General features: G+C 67.4%; 16 protein-coding genes. 15 read left to right on the top strand and 1 reads right to left on the bottom strand.

Annotated features, from left to right (window positions below; all coding sequences use genetic code 11):
• Positions 1 to 1,028, bottom strand: a 1,028-nt coding sequence (locus AC3WMA_RS20025; RefSeq protein ID WP_492287089.1) for a HAMP domain-containing protein, incomplete at its 3' end; no start/stop codon positions are given.
• A 363-nt stretch (positions 1,029 to 1,391) separates the two neighbouring features.
• Between AC3WMA_RS20025 and hslV the strand changes: the two genes are divergently transcribed.
• The 15 genes from hslV to AC3WMA_RS19950 all read left to right on the top strand — a co-directional run bounded on the left by hslV (position 1,392) and on the right by AC3WMA_RS19950 (position 16,187).
• Positions 1,392 to 1,961 (top strand): ATP-dependent protease subunit HslV, encoded by a 570-nt coding sequence (gene hslV / locus AC3WMA_RS20020; RefSeq protein ID WP_492287088.1) that lies wholly within the window; start codon positions 1,392 to 1,394, stop codon positions 1,959 to 1,961.
• A 38-nt stretch (positions 1,962 to 1,999) separates the two neighbouring features.
• Positions 2,000 to 3,310 carry an ATP-dependent protease ATPase subunit HslU gene (hslU, locus tag AC3WMA_RS20015; protein WP_492287087.1) on the top strand — a complete coding sequence of 437 codons (1,311 nt, stop codon included), beginning with the start codon at positions 2,000 to 2,002 and terminating at the stop codon, positions 3,308 to 3,310.
• On the top strand, positions 3,310 to 4,881 hold the full coding sequence (murJ, locus tag AC3WMA_RS20010; RefSeq protein WP_492287086.1) for a murein biosynthesis integral membrane protein MurJ: 1,572 nt from the start codon (positions 3,310 to 3,312) through the stop codon (positions 4,879 to 4,881). Before hslU ends, murJ begins: the two co-directional genes overlap by 1 nt.
• 46 nt (positions 4,882 to 4,927) lie before the next feature.
• Positions 4,928 to 5,977 (top strand): tryptophan--tRNA ligase, encoded by a 1,050-nt coding sequence (gene trpS / locus AC3WMA_RS20005; protein ID WP_492287085.1) that lies wholly within the window; start codon positions 4,928 to 4,930, stop codon positions 5,975 to 5,977.
• Between the two features lie 340 nt (positions 5,978 to 6,317).
• Positions 6,318 to 6,812, top strand: a complete 495-nt coding sequence (locus AC3WMA_RS20000; protein WP_492287084.1) for a universal stress protein — start codon at positions 6,318 to 6,320, stop codon at positions 6,810 to 6,812.
• A gap of 101 nt (positions 6,813 to 6,913) precedes the next feature.
• On the top strand, positions 6,914 to 7,474 hold the full coding sequence (locus AC3WMA_RS19995) for a NifU family protein (protein WP_173043174.1): 561 nt from the start codon (positions 6,914 to 6,916) through the stop codon (positions 7,472 to 7,474).
• A gap of 55 nt (positions 7,475 to 7,529) precedes the next feature.
• On the top strand, positions 7,530 to 8,216 hold the full coding sequence (tsaB, locus tag AC3WMA_RS19990) for a tRNA (adenosine(37)-N6)-threonylcarbamoyltransferase complex dimerization subunit type 1 TsaB (protein WP_492287083.1): 687 nt from the start codon (positions 7,530 to 7,532) through the stop codon (positions 8,214 to 8,216).
• Positions 8,217 to 8,269: 53 nt separating this feature from the next.
• Positions 8,270 to 8,767 carry a GNAT family N-acetyltransferase gene (locus AC3WMA_RS19985; RefSeq protein WP_492287082.1) on the top strand — a complete coding sequence of 166 codons (498 nt, stop codon included), beginning with the start codon at positions 8,270 to 8,272 and terminating at the stop codon, positions 8,765 to 8,767.
• An 81-nt stretch (positions 8,768 to 8,848) separates the two neighbouring features.
• On the top strand, positions 8,849 to 9,649 hold the full coding sequence (locus AC3WMA_RS19980; RefSeq protein WP_492287081.1) for a lysophospholipid acyltransferase family protein: 801 nt from the start codon (positions 8,849 to 8,851) through the stop codon (positions 9,647 to 9,649).
• Between the two features lie 106 nt (positions 9,650 to 9,755).
• The gene (miaB, locus tag AC3WMA_RS19975) at positions 9,756 to 11,126 is read left to right on the top strand and encodes a tRNA (N6-isopentenyl adenosine(37)-C2)-methylthiotransferase MiaB (RefSeq protein WP_492287080.1); all 1,371 of its coding nucleotides are present in this window, start codon (positions 9,756 to 9,758) and stop codon (positions 11,124 to 11,126) included.
• Positions 11,127 to 11,375: 249 nt separating this feature from the next.
• The gene (locus AC3WMA_RS19970) at positions 11,376 to 12,482 is read left to right on the top strand and encodes a PhoH family protein (RefSeq protein ID WP_492287111.1); all 1,107 of its coding nucleotides are present in this window, start codon (positions 11,376 to 11,378) and stop codon (positions 12,480 to 12,482) included.
• On the top strand, positions 12,479 to 13,051 hold the full coding sequence (ybeY, locus tag AC3WMA_RS19965; RefSeq protein ID WP_492287079.1) for an rRNA maturation RNase YbeY: 573 nt from the start codon (positions 12,479 to 12,481) through the stop codon (positions 13,049 to 13,051). The genes AC3WMA_RS19970 and ybeY overlap by 4 nt, the downstream gene beginning before the upstream one ends.
• Before the next feature lie 12 nt (positions 13,052 to 13,063).
• Positions 13,064 to 14,053: a hemolysin family protein gene (locus tag AC3WMA_RS19960; RefSeq protein WP_492287078.1), complete on the top strand. Its 990-nt coding sequence runs from the start codon at positions 13,064 to 13,066 to the stop codon at positions 14,051 to 14,053.
• Positions 14,053 to 15,648: an apolipoprotein N-acyltransferase gene (gene lnt, locus AC3WMA_RS19955; protein WP_492287077.1), complete on the top strand. Its 1,596-nt coding sequence runs from the start codon at positions 14,053 to 14,055 to the stop codon at positions 15,646 to 15,648. The genes AC3WMA_RS19960 and lnt overlap by 1 nt, the downstream gene beginning before the upstream one ends.
• A gap of 125 nt (positions 15,649 to 15,773) precedes the next feature.
• Entirely contained in the window at positions 15,774 to 16,187 is a 414-nt protein-coding gene (locus tag AC3WMA_RS19950) for a helix-turn-helix domain-containing protein (RefSeq protein WP_293801976.1), read from the top strand.
• Positions 16,188 to 16,309: the final 122 nt, after the last annotated feature.

Here is a 16,309-nt window from a genome sequence, read left to right as displayed (position 1 = left end):
CCGCCCGCGATCGCCGACAGGGCCTCCGCGAACTCCGTCGTCGCGCCGTCAACAACCGCGTTGATCTCGTTGATGCCGGCAACCAGCCGCTGCATCTGCTCGTCGGCATCGTTGATCTGCAGGCGCGCCGAGAAATCGCCGGCCGCAGCGGCGGCGACGACCTCGCCGACATCCGAAACCACCGCTTCCATCGACTGCGCCCGGGCGAGGCGCGCGGCGGCAGCGGCGCGTTCCTGCTCCTGCAGCAAGGCGACCTGCTCGGTGCTCTGGCGCAGCACGGAAACCGCGCGTGCCATGGCGCCGATCTCGTCCGGACGGTCGGAATGGGGAACGTTGACGCTGGTATCGCCGGCGGTGAGCTTCTCCATGACCTGGCTGAGGTCGAGGATCGGCTTGGTGATCGAGCGCTGCGCGAAGACGAGCGCGACGCCGACCGAAACCAGCAGCGTCGTCAGCAGGACGATCGGCAGCAGCCACTGGACCTGCCGGGTGAAGGCGGTGGCTTCCTCGCCGACCGCGATGCCGGCCTTCTCGACGCGCTGGCTGAAGCTGATCAGGAGGTCGTTCAGAGCCTTGCGGTTGGCGCGATTGGCTTCGTTATTGCCCTGTTCGTTCGCCGCGGCCGGCGAAACCTCGCGGCCAAGCCTGGCGGTCTCCGTCCGGAAGGTGATGAATTCCTCGACGGCCTTGGCGATCTGATCGACGACGGCGCGCTCTTCCGGCGGCGCGACCTTCTGCAGGTCGGCGCTGAACTTGCGCAGCGTCGGGAAGCGCTCCTCGATGCCCTTGGCGTAGGCCTGCGCCTCCTGCGGCGTCTTCGACATGTAGACGCCGCGCGATTCCATCACCACGGCCGTAACGACGCCGTTGATGCGCTGGGTCAGCAGCGCGACATTGCCTTGGATCTCGGAGCGGGTGTTCAGATCGTCGGCCTTGTGCAGGCCATAGATACTGATGATCGCCGACAGGATGGCGCCGCCGGCGACGATGGCCAGCATGGCGAGGATTTTCAGCCGGATTGATTTCATGATGACGCCCCGAGGCGGCTTCCCGACAATGGAAGCCGATCTAAACCCTGACCTTTGGGCGTTAATGATAAAAAACTGCTTAAACGTTTAGCGTTACGGCAATTCGGGCTTCTGCTGCGGATGCTCTACGGCAGAGTCCAAGGACTCGCGTGCGTATGATCAGGCTTATCGCTGATATGGTTGCGTCTACGCCGCGAAAGCTGAAATTCAACTGCTGGTGAACACGCTATTCAAGCATGGCTTGCATATTCCACTATGCCGCCCTCACAGGTGGCATGCCGGCTCCCCCCTTGATAGTGCGGTCTCTCCTGAACATGTTTGGCACTATCCGCCGCCCTGTCTCGATACCCGGTTCATCATCTCATGTCTGAAAACAGCAATGCCCCCGTGATGCACGCCACCACCATCCTGATGGTGCGCAAGGGCGGACGTGTCGTCATCGGCGGCGACGGCCAGGTTTCGCTCGGCCAGACCATCATGAAAGGCAATGCCCGCAAGGTCCGCCGCCTCGCCAAGGGGCAGGTGATCGCGGGCTTCGCCGGCGCGACCGCCGATGCCTTCACCCTGTTCGAGCGCCTCGAGAAGAAGCTCGAGCAATACCCGACCCAGTTGCTGCGCGCCTGCGTCGAACTTGCCAAGGACTGGCGCACCGACCGCTATCTGCGCCGGCTGGAAGCCATGTTGCTTGTCGCAGACAAGGAGGTCTCGCTCCTGATCTCGGGCACCGGCGACGTGCTGGAACCGGAGGCGAGCGAGCACGGCGCGGTGATGGCGATCGGCTCTGGCGGCAATTACGCGCTCTCGGCGGCGCGCGCGCTGATCGATATCGAGCCCGATGCCGAGGCGATCGTGCGCAAGGCGATGAAGATCGCCGGCGATATCTGCGTCTACACCAACCATTCGCTCGTCATCGAGACGCTCGAAGCGGCCTGACGTTCCCATCAGGCCCGTTCACCGGATACAGCACCGCAATGACCAGCTTTTCCCCCCGCGAGATCGTCTCGGAGCTCGACCGCTTCATCGTCGGCCAGAGGGACGCCAAGCGCGCCGTCGCCATCGCCCTGCGCAACCGCTGGCGGCGCCAGCAGCTCGAAGGGCCGCTGCGCGAGGAGGTCTCGCCGAAGAACATCCTGATGATTGGGCCGACCGGTTGCGGCAAGACCGAGATCGCCCGCCGTCTCGCCAAGCTCGCCAATGCGCCTTTTCTGAAGGTCGAGGCGACCAAGTTCACCGAGGTCGGCTATGTCGGCCGCGACGTCGAATCGATCGTGCGCGACCTGGTCGAGGTCGCGATCGCGCTGGTGCGCGAGAGCCGGCGCAAGGACGTTCAGGCCAAGGCGCATGTCGCGGCCGAGGAGCGCGTGCTCGATGCGCTCGTCGGCGCCAATTCCAGCCAGGCGACGCGCGATTCCTTCCGTCGCAAGCTGCGCGCCAACGAGCTCGACGACAAGGAGATCGAGGTCGAGATGACGGCTGGTGCCGGCGCGTCTGCACCGATGTTCGAGGTTCCCGGCATGCCCGGCGCCTCGATCGGCGCGATCAACCTCTCCGACATGCTCGGCAAGGCTTTCGGCCAGAAGGGCAAGCCCAAGCGTGTCCTGGTCAAGGATGCCTACCAGCCGCTGCTGGCCGAGGAGAGCGACAAGCTGATCGATCAGGATGCGATCATCCAGGCCGCGATCCGCGAGGTCGAGGAGAACGGCATCGTCTTCCTCGACGAGATCGACAAGATCTGCGCCCGCGAGGGCAAGGGCGGCGCCGACGTCTCGCGCGAGGGCGTGCAGCGCGACCTGCTGCCGCTGATCGAGGGTACGACGGTCGCGACCAAGCACGGCGCCGTGAAGAGCGACCATATCCTGTTCATTGCGTCCGGCGCCTTCCACGTCTCGCGCCCCTCCGACCTGCTGCCCGAACTGCAGGGCCGCCTGCCGATCCGTGTCGAGCTCAACCCGCTCGACATCGAGGATTTCAAGCGCATCCTGACCGAGACCGAAGCCAGCCTGATCAAGCAGTCGGTGGCGCTGATGGCGACCGAGGAGGTCACTGTCACCTTCACGCCGGACGCGATCGATGCCATCGCCCGCATCGCCGTCGAGGTGAATTCGACGGTCGAGAATATCGGCGCTCGCCGCCTCCAGACCGTGATCGAGCGCATTCTGGACGAGATCTCCTTCACGGCGCCGGACCGCTCGGGGGAGGCGGTGACGATCGATGCCGCCTATGTCGAGGCCCGCATCGGCGACCTCGCCAAGAATGCCGATTTGAGCCGGTTCATTCTCTGATGGAGAAGCCGGCGGCATCGGCGCCGGAATCTTCCAGCCTCGCCCGCGATTCCGCCGTCGTCGGTGCGGCCACGATCGCGTCGCGCCTGCTCGGTTTCGCCCGCGACGTGCTGATCGCGCGGTTGCTCGGCGGCGGGCCGGTGGCGGATGCTTTCCTGGCGGCCCTGCGCCTGCCCAATCTCGTCCGGCGCGTCCTGGGCGAGGGCGGGCTCAACGCTCCTTTCGTGCCGCTCTATCTCGCGATCAAGGGCGAGCGTGGCGAAGCGGCGGCGCGCGGCTTTGCCGGCGAGGCGGCCGGGCAGATCGGCTTGCTGCTGCTGGTGCTCGTCGGACTGGGTGAATTGTTCGCGCCCTGGCTCGTGCTCGGTCTCGCCGGCGGCTTCGCCGAAGCGCCCAACACCCTGGCGCTGGCGGCCTCCTACACGCGGCTGATGCTGCCCTTCCTGTTCCTGACGACGCTCGCTTCCATGCTGGCGGCGCTGCTCAATGCGGAGAAGCGCTTCACGGTCGCGGCGTTGGCTCCGGCGCTGATGAACGCGATCCTGCTCGTCGTGCTCCTGATGCTGCATGCTAAGGGCACACCGCCGGAGACCGGCGCCCGTTGGCTTGCGCTCTGCACCAGCCTGACCGGTCTCGCCCATCTCGCCATGATCCTCGTGGCGCTGCGTGGCCCCGGCCTGCCCCGCCCAAGCCTGCGCTGGTCGCCGGACATGACCCGGCTTGTCCGCACCGGCGGCGCGACCTTGCTCGCCGCGTCCGCCGCACAGCTCGTCCTGCTGGTCGCGACGCAGATTGCCTCGATCGGCCCGGGCGCCGTCGCGGCGCTCTATTATGCCGATCGCGTCTTCCAGCTGCCGCTCGGCTTCGTCGGTGTCGCGATGGGCACCGTCGTGCTCTCCGACATGGCGCTGGCTGCGAACCGCGAAGGCCCCGATGCCATGCTGGGTCAGGCGCTGGCGCTGGGCCTCGCGCTCGCCTTGCCCGCCGCGACGGCGCTCGTCGCGCTGGCCGATCCGATCGTCTCCGTGCTGTTCGAGCACGGCCGCTTCGATGCCACCGATCGCGGGCGCACCGCTGCGGCGCTGGCCATGTTCGGCTACGGCCTGCCCTTCGCCATCGCCGCAAAAGTCTTCGGCCAGGTCTATTTCGCGCGTCGCGCCCCGCGTTTGCCGCTCATCTCCGGCGGTTTCGCTGTGCTGGTCGCTGCCCTCGTCGGGTTCTGCCTGGCGGACGAAGGCAACGCTGCGCGCATGGCGGCGCTCGCGGCGACCTTCGCCTTCTTGGCGCAGGCCGTCCTGCTCGGGGGGGCGTTGCTGCGCGACGGCATCTGGCGCCCGAGCCTCAACAGCTTGCGGCCGATCGCCGCCAGCCTTGGCGCCAGTGCGATCATGCTGGCCGTGCTGGAGCTGCTGTTGCGGCTGCTGAACGGGCCGTTGGCTTCCGATCAGCCGGCTCTGCATCGGGTCGGGGCGCTTGGCCTGCTCTGTCTTGCAGGCATGGCGAGCTACGGCATGGCGGGCTGGACGCTCGGAGCCTTCGGCGCTCTCCCCTTGCGCAAGCGGCGGGGTTGAGCCAGAAGCGCCGCTTCCCTTCTCCATCGTGACGACGGAGTGCCCCATGTCGGGTTTTCATCAGCGCGTATTCTCAGGCATGCAGCCGACCTCGACGCTGCATCTCGGCAATTATCTGGGCGCGCTGACCAACTGGGTCGCGATGCAGGATACGCATGAGTGCATCTATTGCGTCGTCGACATGCACGCGATCACGATGTGGCAGGACCCGGCCGACCTCAAGCGCGCCATCCGCGAGGTCACGGCCGCCTATATCGCGGCCGGCGTCGATCCCAAGCGCAGCATCATCTTCAACCAGAGCCAGGTGCACGGCCATGCCGAGCTTGCCTGGGTGTTCAACTGCGTCGCCCGCCTCGGCTGGCTCAACCGCATGACCCAGTTCAAGGAAAAGGCCGGCAAGGACCGCGAGAACGCCTCGGTGGGCTTGTATGCCTATCCGAACCTGATGGCGGCCGACATCCTGCTCTACAAGGCGACGCATGTGCCTGTCGGCGAGGACCAGAAGCAGCATCTCGAGCTGACCCGCGACATCGCCCAGAAATTCAACAACGACTTCGGGGCGCAGATCGCCGAACGCGGCCTCGGCACTCGCGAGCTCGGCTTCTTCCCGCTGCCCGAGCCGATGATCCAGGGCCCGGCGCCGCGCGTCATGAGCCTGCGCGATGGCACCAAGAAGATGTCGAAATCGGACGCGTCCGACTATTCGCGCATCAACCTGACCGACGATGCCGAGGCGATCGCCCAGAAGATCCGCAAGGCCAAGACCGATCCCGAGGCGCTGCCCTCCGAGGAGAAAGGCCTTGAGGGCCGGCCCGAGGCCGAGAATCTCGTCGGCATCTATGCCGGCCTCTCGGGAGCGTCGAAGGACGCCGTGCTCAAGCAGTTCGGCGGCGGCCAGTTCTCCGGCTTCAAGGCGGCGCTGGTCGATCTCGCGGTCGAGAAGCTTGCGCCGATCGCGGGCGAGATGCGCCGCCTGCTGGACGATCCCAAGCATATCGACGATATCCTTGGCGCGGGTGCGGACCGGGCCGATGCGATTGCCGCGCCGATCATGCGCGAGGTCAAGGACATCGTTGGCTTCGTCCGGAGCCGGTGACGTCAGGGTCTGCCCTCGCTATGGGCGCTATTTCGACGCAGGGCATTTTGGTCGGCGGGCAGGAGCGTGGCCGCAGCAAACCGTCCGGTTTGCAAGGCCGCGCGACGCACCAGCCGCCCAAAAGGCCCGCGCCCCTTTGGGGTCGGGCGAAAACGGCCGATAGTTGTGTCGGTCCCTTGCCCGATGCCTGGGGCATCGGGCAGCGGGCGCCTCCTTGCTTTCGGACGTTTTGGCCCGATCGAAATAGCGCCCATAGCGAGGGCAGACCCTAGGGTGCACTTGCGCCGGGGTGCCGGCGCAGGCCACCATGCCCGTCCCTGAAGCGGCGGCAGGACAGTTCATGGTCAAGAGACGGCGGTCCTACGAGACGGGCCATCGCCCGAAATTCCTCGCCGTGGTCGATGGCAGCGAGGAATGCGCCAAGGCGATTCGCTTCGCCGCGCGCCGTTGCGCCCGCGTCGGTGCGTCGATCGTCCTGCTCGGCGTCGCCACCCCGCCCGAGCACGAGACCTGGCTCGGCGTCGGCGAGGTCATGCTGGCCGAAGCCCAGGCCGAAGCCGAGAAGCGTCTCGAAGGCGCCGCGGCGGCGGTGCGTGCGCTGGCCGGGCTCGAGCCCGAGAAGGTCGTGCGTGTCGGCAACAAGGCCGACGAGCTCGTCAAGCTGATCGAGGAGGACGAGGATATCTCGCTGCTCGTGCTGGCGGCCGGCACCAGCCGCGAGGGCCCCGGCCCGCTCGTCAGCGCGCTTGCCGGCAAGTCCTCGGCGAGCTTCCCGATTCCCGTCGCGATCGTGCCCGGCCATCTGGAGGACGAGGAGATCGACGCCCTCGCCTGAGGGCGGCGGCCTGCGCTTCCATTCCGCTGGAATGATTCCAGCCGGCGGCCTATATCGGAGCCAGGAACGGCGACCTTGAATCGTCGGTACCGGAGGTTGTCATGTTCATCCAGACCGAAGCCACGCCGAATCCGGCGACCCTGAAGTTTCTGCCCGGCCGCGCCGTCATGCCCGACGGCACGCTCGACCTGCGTGATGTCACGGACGCCGAGCGCTCGCCGCTGGCGCAGCGCCTGTTCGGCGTTTCCGGCGTCTCCGGCGTCTTCCTCGGCTCCGATTTCATCACCGTCACCAAGTCGGACGGCGAATGGCCGCATCTGAAGCCCGCGATCCTCGGCGCGATCATGGAGCATTTCATGTCGGGCGCCCCGGTCCTGGCGGCCGGTTCGGCTGCGGACGTGATCGAGGAGGGCGAGTTCTTCGACCCCGCCGATGCGCAGACCGTCGAGACGATCAAGGACCTGCTCGAAACCCGCATCCGCCCGGCGGTTGCCGGCGATGGCGGCGACATCACCTTCCGCGGCTATCGTGACGGCACGGTCTATCTGGCGATGAAGGGCTCCTGCTCGGGCTGCCCCTCCTCGACCGCGACGCTGAAGCACGGCATCCAGAACCTGCTGCGTCACTTCCTGCCGGATGTGCGCGAAGTCGAAGCCGTCTGAGCGAAGCGGAACTGTTGGTGACGATGAGCCGGGCCTTTCGCGGAATGACCTCCTGATGCGCATTCTCGCGATTGATACTGCGCTCGGCGCCTGCTCGGCCTGCGTGCTGGACACGGCGGACATGGTGAAGCCACTGGCGGTCGAGCAGATCGCGATGGATCGCGGGCATGCCGAGGCGCTGATGCCGCTCGTCGAGCGCGTCATGAAGGATATCGAGGGCGGCTTCGGCTCGCTCTCGCGCGTCGCCGTCACCGTCGGCCCCGGCAGCTATACCGGCTTGCGCGTCGGCGTCAGCGCTGCGCGCGCCATCGCCTTCGCGGCCGGCATCCCGGCGGTCGGCGTCACCACCGTCGCCGCCTGCGCCGCGCCCCTGATCGGGCGCGAATCGGGCCGCGTCATCGCCGCTGCGCTCGACGCCAAGCATGGCCAGGTCTGGTTCCAGGCGCTGACGGCTGAGGGCAAGCCGCTGGTTTCGCTCCGGCAGGTCAGCTATCGCGATGCCGCCCGCGCCATCGGCGCAGGGCCGGTCAGCCTAGTCGGCTCCTCGGCCTTGGCCGTTGCCAACGAAGCCTGGGCGATCGGCCTCGACGCGCTGGTGATCGACGACGCCAAGGCGCCGGATATCGCCTGGGTCGCCCGGCTCGGCTTCATCGCCGATCCCGAGAGCGCGCCGCCCCGCCCGCTCTACCTGAAGGCGCCCGAGACGACGCCGCAGGACAAAGCCCGCCTGCCGCGCCGGTGATCGCATCCCCCAAATGGTGGTTGCCGTTGCGTCAATCTGTGCGAACAGGCGGCATGGCTTGGCTGCGCAAACTGCTTCACCCTGATTCGGTCCCGCTGCGGACGATGCGGCTCGATGCCGGGCACGCCCTCGATGTCGCGACCCTGCATCATCATGGCGGCTTCGCCCGCGGTTGGGAGCCGGCCGAATGCGCGGCGCTGATCGCCGATCCCGCGGTTGCGACCGATGGCGTCTTCAGCGGCGGCGGCAAGCACCCCGAAGGCTTCGTCATTTCCCGCAGGGCCGCCGACGAGGCGGAGATCCTGAGCATCGTGGTCGCGCCGGCCCGTCGTCGCGACGGCTTCGGCCGCGCGCTGCTCGCTGCCCACCTTGCCCGGCTGGCCGAGGAGGGCGCTGCGCAGGTCTTTCTCGAAGTCGAGGAGGGCAATCAGCCGGCGGAGCGGCTCTACCGCCATTTCGGCTTCCGCGAGGTCGGCCGGCGCAAGGGCTATTATCCCAAGCCGGACGGCACCCGCGCGACCGCGATCGCGATGCGGCTCGATCTCGCGTGACAAGCCGGCGCAATCGCGCCATTGACGGCACTCCAGTTTCCACGAGATCGCCGCTCCGCCGATGACCGGACCCGCCTGAGCATGAACGGACTCCGCTTCGGCGCGCTCGCCCGGCTGGCGATGCTGTGCACCGGCACGCTCGGGCTCGTTCTCGCCCAGCTCGTCGTCATGCGGGTCATGCCGTCACGACGGGGCGCTCTGCCATTGCGCTTCCACCGCCTGACCTGCTGGTGCCTCGGCGTCCGGCGAAAGGTCCGGGGTAATCCGCCGCCGGCCGGAACCGGGGCGCTGATCGTCGCCAACCACGTCTCCTGGCTCGATATCGGCGTGATCGGCGCCGAGCGCGAACTGGCCTTCGTCGCCAAGAGCGAGGTCGGCGAATGGCCGGTGGTCGGCTTCCTCGCCAATCTCCAGCGCACGCTCTACATCGACCGGCAGCGCCGCAGTGCCACCGCAGGCATGGCCGCCTCCATGGGCGCACGCATTGCCGGCGGTGAGGAGGTGGTGCTCTTCGCCGAGGGTACGACCGGCGACGGGACGCGCATCCTGCCCTTCCGCTCCTCCCTGCTCGGCGCCGCGCATCAGGCGATGGGCGACGCCACCGCGGATGTGACGGTCTATCCGCTGACCATCACCTATACCGGTTGGCAGAACCTGCCGGGCGGTCGCGTGGGTCGTGCTGCGCTCGCCTGGTACGGCGATACCGAGCTCTGGCCGCATCTCAGGCATGTGCTGGAATGTGGCGCGGTCGATGTCGAACTGGTCTGGGGCGCTCCGATCGTGATGGGCCGGGCGACCTCGCGCAAGGAGGCGACGCGGCTTGCCGAAGCCTCCGTCCGCAAGGCCCGCCAGCGGGCCGTCACCGGCCGCGCGGAGGCGTGACACCGGTTGGTCCGCCGCTTGCTTATCCCTCCCCTGCGCCCCGGAGCCGTTCCCAAGGCGCCCGATCCGCAGTAAAGGATGCGTTTTGGAGACCCGATCCGCACCGATGAAGAAAGTCCATATCAAGTCCTTCGGCTGCCAGATGAACGTCTATGACGGGCAGCGCATGGCCGATATCCTGAGCCATCAGGGCTATGAGGAGACGGCGACGCCGGAGGGTGCGGACCTCATCCTGCTGAACACCTGCCATATCCGCGACCGGGCGGTGCAGAAGGTCTATACCGAGCTCGGCAAGCTCCGCGACATCAAGAAGGCGCAAGGCGCTGAAGGCCAGGAGACGAAGATCGTCGTCGCCGGCTGCGTCGCCCAGGCCGAGGGCGGCGAGATCCAGCGCCGCCAGCCAGCCGTCGATCTCGTGGTCGGGCCGCAGGCCTATCACCGCCTGCCCGAATTGCTGGCCGAGGCGGGCAAGCGCCGCGTCGTCGATACCGATCTGCCGGTCGAGGACAAGTTCGGCTTCCTGCCGGCGCCGAAGCGGCAGGCCATTCTGGCGCGCGGCGTCTCGGCCTTCGTCACGGTTCAGGAAGGCTGCGACAAGTTCTGCGCCTTCTGCGTCGTGCCCTATACGCGCGGCGCCGAATTCTCCCGGCCGGTCGCGCAGATCATGGCCGAGGTCGAGCGCCTCGCCGAAGCCGGCGTGCGCGACGTCACCCTGATCGGGCAGAACGTCAACGCCTATCACGGCGAGGGGCCGGACGGTGCCGTCTGGAGCCTGGCGCGCCTGATGCACCGCGTCGCCGAGGTGCCGGGCATCGCCCGCATCCGCTATACCACGAGCCACCCCAGAGACATGGACGACGACCTGATCGCGGCCCATCGCGATCTGCCGCAGGCCATGCCCTTCCTGCATCTGCCGGTGCAGGCTGGCTCGGACCGCATCCTCGCCGCGATGAACCGCAAGCATACCGGCGACGAATATCGCCGCCTGATCGATCGCATCCGCGAGGCCCGGCCCGATATCGCGCTGTCGTCGGATTTCATCGTCGGCTTCCCCGGCGAGACCGATGCCGATTTCGAGGATACGATCCGCCTCGTCGACGAGGTCGGCTTCGCTTCCAGCTATTCCTTCAACTATTCGCCGCGCCCCGGCACGCCGGCTGCCGATCTCGAAGCGCAGGTTCCGCGCGAGGTGATGAACGAGCGGCTCTACCGCCTGCAGGAGCGCATCGAGCATCACCGGCAGGCCTTCAACCGGGCCATGGTCGGACGGACGGTGGATGTCCTCCTGGAAAGAGCGGGACGCTACCCCGGACAGCTTGCCGGCAAGTCGCCCTATCTGCAGGCTGTGCAGATCGAGAGCGACGCGAATCAGATCGGCGACATCGTGCGGGTGGTGATCGAGAAGACGAGCACGAATTCGCTGTTCGGCCGGCTGGTGGAAGCCGGCGAGACCGATGGGAAGGGGCTGGCCGCTTGAGCGCGTCCGGGCTCATCACCATTTGCCAGGGATGGGCGCGGGCCTGTCATCAGGCTGATATCGTTGCGTCCGGTTATGCTGCGAGACGACCCGGCCGGGCGCTCCTGCCCGGGTGGAACAGGTGCCGGGGGCGGATCATCCGCCATTCCGGCCTGAAGCGAGGCGACGCATTTGGCACAGGCTGATTCGACGCAAAGACCCGACCGGAACCCGCGGCGCGACCTCGCGCCCACCCGCCCCGAGGGCGGCGTGCGCGAAAGCGCGGTCCGTGAAGGGCTTTCGGCGACGGAGGTCGTGCTCTCTTTCGACGATAACCGCCTCGCGAGCCTGGTTTTCGGCCAGTACGACCAGAATCTCGCTCATCTCGAGCGCCGGCTCGGCGTCGTGGTCAGCCCCAACGGCAACCATGTCACCGTGAAGGGCGCCCGTGAGACGGCCGAGCAGGCCGGACGCGTGCTGAAGACGCTCTATGCCCGCGCCAAGGCCGGCGCACCGGTCACGCTGGGCGAGGTCGACGGCGCGATCGAGGAAAGCAACGTGCAGCGCTCGCTCTTCCCGACCGCCGATGCCGGCAAGACCTCCTTCGACGCGGTCGTGACCCGCAAGCGCGGGCCGGTCCGGGCGCGCAACGCGGCGCAGGATGCCTATCTGCGCCAGCTCAAGCGCCACGAGTTGGTGCTCGCCGAAGGCCCGGCCGGCACTGGCAAGACCTGGCTCGCGGTCGGGCATGCGGTCTCGCTGATCGAGCAGGGCGTGGTCGAGCGCATGATCCTGTCGCGCCCGGCTGTCGAAGCCGGCGAGCGCCTCGGTTTCCTGCCCGGCGACATGCGCGAGAAGGTCGATCCCTATCTGCGCCCGATCTACGACGCGCTGAACGATTTCATGGAAGCGCGCCATGTCGAGCGCGGCCTGCAGACCGGCATGATCGAGATCGCGCCGCTCGCCTTCATGCGCGGGCGCACCTTGACCAATGCCGTGGTGCTGCTCGACGAGGCCCAGAACACCACGTCGATGCAGATGAAGATGTTCCTCACCCGCCTGGGCGAGGGCTCGCGCATGATCATCACCGGCGATCCCTCGCAGATCGATCTGCCGCCGGGCCAGCGCTCGGGCCTGATCGAGGCCGTCAAGCTGCTCAAGGATGTCGAGGGCGTCGGCTACGCGCGCTTCGAGGAAGGCGACGTCGTTCGGCATGATCTGGTGCGACGCATCGTCATGGCCTATGAGAGCGCTGCGCGCCATGAGCGTGCGGAACGGGAAGAGCGCTTGCGCAATCCCGAAACGCCCCCGGATCCCAACCGGGAAGGCGACAGCGAAGGGCTGAAGCGGATGTTGGCGCGGGAGCGGCCGCGATGAACGATCGACCTCGCGGGCGGCGCTTGGCGCCGCCACCCGAGAAGACGTCTCCGGAGATCAATCTCGACGTCAGGGCGCAGTCCCGCCGCTGGCATGAGCTCGGCAAGCTGCCGGGCCTGCGCGCCTTGCTGAACGAGGCGCTGGAAGCGGGGATCGCGGTGGCCCCGCGCAAGCCCATGCCCGGCGCCGAGCTGAGCCTCCTGCTCACCGACGACAAGCGCATCCGCATCGTCAACCGCGACTGGCGCGGCTTCGACAAGGCGACGAACGTGCTCTCCTTCCCGGCCGCGCCGCCGGAACGCATCGCACAGAGCCCGCTGCTCGGCGACATCGTCATCGCCTATGAGACGGTGCTGCGCGAGGCCGAGGCCGAATCCAAGAGCGTGACGGATCATCTGCGCCATCTCGCCATCCACGGCCTGCTCCATCTCCTTGGCGAGGATCACGAGACCGAGGCCGAGGCGCGCCGCATGGAAGCGCTCGAAGTCGAAGCCCTTGCCCGCCTCGGCGTCGCCGACCCCTATGCCGGTGCCGAGCTCGTCACGGCTCCCGTTCCTTCTTCCGCATAAGCCCCCACGATCATGAGCGACGACAGTCGACAATCCCAGAACGAAACTGCCGGCCGTGGTCTCGGCCATTGGCTCGGCCAATTCCTTGACCGGCTCGGCCTGCGTGGCGGCGGCACGGCCCGCGAGGAAATCGTCGAGGCCCTGGCCGAGGAGAACGGTGAGCTTGCCGACCTCTCCGCCCAGGAACGCGCGATGCTCACCAATGTGCTGAGCCTACGCGAGCGCCGCGTCGCCGACGTGATGATCCCGCGCGCCGATATCGTCGCCGTCCCGGCCGAAGCGACGCTGGACGAACTGCTCGCGCATTTCCGCACCGCCGGCCATTCGCGCCTGCCGGTCTTCGACGATACGCTCGATGATCCCCGCGGCATGGTCCATATCCGCGACTTCCTCGAATATATCGCCGAGAAGGCAAGGCCCGGCGAGAACCAGCCGCCGGACGAGAACGGCAAGCTCGCGATTCCGCACACGCTGTCCGCCGTCGAGCTTTCGACGCGCCTGTCCGAAACCAAGCTGCTGCGCCCCGTCCTCTATGTGCCGCCCTCGATGCCGGCGGTCGATCTGCTCGTCCGGATGCAGTCGACCCGCACCCATATCGCGCTCGTCATCGACGAATATGGCGGGACGGACGGGCTCGTCTCGATCGAGGACCTGATCGAGATCGTCGTCGGCGATATCGAGGACGAGCATGATCTCGAGGAGACGCCGATCGTTCCGGCCGGCGAGAACCGTTTCACCGCGGATGCCCGCGCAACGCTGGCTGAACTGAAGACCGCGACCGGCGTCGATCTCTCCGGCAACGAGGTCGCCGACGACATCGATACGCTGGGTGGGCTGATCGTCACGCTCGCGGGCCGCGTGCCGGCTTTGGGAGAGACCGTGAAGGGCCCGGACGGGCTCAGCTTCGAGATCCTCGATTCCGATCAGCGCCGCGTGAAGCGCCTGACCATCCATTGCCGCAGCGAACCTGCGGCCGAAGAACCGGCGATGGAGCCGGGCTGATGGGGCTCTCCGGCGTCGCGGAAGCCGTCATCCTGGGTTGGGGCTGGCGGAAGCACCTGATCGCGCTTCTCGCCGGTGCGAGCGGCGCCCTCGCCTTGCCGCCGCTCGATCTCTGGCCGCTCGTCGTGGTGCCGATGACCGTCGCGGTCTGGCTGATCGATGGCGCTGTCGGCACCAGCCTCTTGCGCCGGTTCCGGGCGGCTTTCGCCGTCGGCTGGTGGTGGGGTTTCGGCTTCTTCCTCGCCGGGCTGTGGTGGCTCGGTGCCGCCTTCCTCGTCGAGGCCGATAAATTCGCCTGGGCGATGCCGCTTGGCGTCGTTGCCCTGCCGGCCTTTCTCGCCATCTTTCCGGCCTTTGCCTTCGGCCTCGCGCGTCTGGCCTGGCCCAGGGGTGCCGGACGCATCCTCGTGCTCGCCGCGATGCTGGCGCTTAGCGAATGGCTGCGCGGCCATGTCCTCACCGGCTTCCCCTGGAATGTCTACGGCATGATGCTGGCGGGCGAGATCCATCTCGCCCAGGCCGCCTCACTGGTGGGGCTCTACGGCCTGACCCTGTTCGCGGTGGCGATCGGCGCGGCCCCGGCCGTGCTCGGCACCGCGCAGACGCCGGCCGGGCGCCGCCTGCCGCCGCTCCTGGCTCTCGTGGCATTGGCCGGTCTCTTCGCCTTCGGTTACTGGCGTGTGCCGGCCGCTCCCGCGCCGCTCGTGGCCGGGGTGAAGCTTCGGTTGATGCAGCCCAATCTGCCGCAGGATGCCAAGTTCAACGGCCGCAACGGCGAGGCGATCCTCAACAGCTATCTCGCCCTGAGCGATCGGGCGACCAGCCCGACCACGCCCGGCCTCCAGAACGTCACGCATCTGATCTGGCCGGAATCGGCCTTTCCCTTCCTGCTCGGCCGAACGCCCGGCGCCCTGTCACGCATCGGGGCGGTGCTGCCGCCCGACGTGACGCTGATCACCGGCGCGGCACGGGCCGGCGAGACGCTGCCCGGCGAAAGCCGGCCGCCGATCTACAACGCGATCCAGGTGGTCAATGACGAGGGCGTCATCCTCGCCAGCTACGACAAGGTCCATCTTGTCCCCTTCGGCGAGTACCTCCCGCCGTTCCTGGACACGCTGATCCGTGGTGTCGGCCTGTCCCAGTTCGTCGCGATCCCCGGCGGCTTTTCTGCGGGAAGCGCGCGGACGCCGCTCGCGATCAAGGGCTTGCCGGCGGCGGCGCCGCTGATCTGCTACGAGGCGGTGTTTCCGGGCGAGGTCGCCGCGCGCGGCCCACGCGCCGGCTTCTTCCTGAACCTGACCAATGACGGCTGGTTCGGCCAGACCAGCGGCCCTTATCAGCATTTCGCCCAGTCGCGGCTGCGCAGCATCGAGGAAGGCCTGCCGCTGGTGCGCGTCGCCAATACCGGCATTTCAGCCGTGGTCGACGCCTATGGGCGGACGATCGCGAGCCTGCCGCTCGGTGTCGAAGGAGTCCTCGATTCGGGACTGCCGCGTGCCGGCCCCGATACACTCTATGCGCGTGCCGGAGACAGCCTCTTTCTTGGGCTTGTGCTTCTTTTCCTTGCACTTTCCCGGTTTCGAGTTCGGGAATGATCCCAATTGGAACTTTTTCGCGCTGGAGGGTGGATTAGCTGCGGCGGCTATAATAAAGGGACGATACCGCGCCGACCAGGATGGCGGCTCCTGGTCATGACACTGATGCCTAAGCAGGGTGAATCATGATCAAGAAGGTCCCGAATCCGATCGATAAGCATGTCGGTAGCCGCGTTCGTATGCGTCGTATGCTGGCTGGCGTCAGCCAGGAGAAGCTGGGTGAGGCGCTGGGGCTGACCTTCCAGCAGGTCCAGAAATACGAGAAGGGCTCGAACCGCATCAGCGCGAGCCGTCTGCAGCAGATCGCCAAGATGCTCGACGTGCCGGTCTCCTTCTTCTTCGATGGCGCTCCGACCGGCGACATGCCGGAGCCCGGCTTCGCCGATTCGGCCGCGACGACCTATATCTCCGAGTTCCTCGCCACCAGCGAAGGCGTGCAGCTGACCAAGGCGTTCACGCGGATCAAGAGCGGCCGCGTGCGCCGCCGGATCATCGATCTCGTCGAGGCGCTGGCGGAGGAAGACGCCGGAACGGCGTGATATCGCGCTCGCTTCGTTCGATGTGACGAACGATCTTCCCGATAAGCGGATTTTGCGCTTGACGGCGAACGCGTCCGCTGCGATGACCGTGTGTCCATTGGCCGGCGTTTCGCGCCGGCCTT

Source organism: Allobosea sp. FW305-C-101 (assembly GCF_058783685.1).
This window is presented reverse-complemented; position numbering and strand designations above follow the sequence as displayed.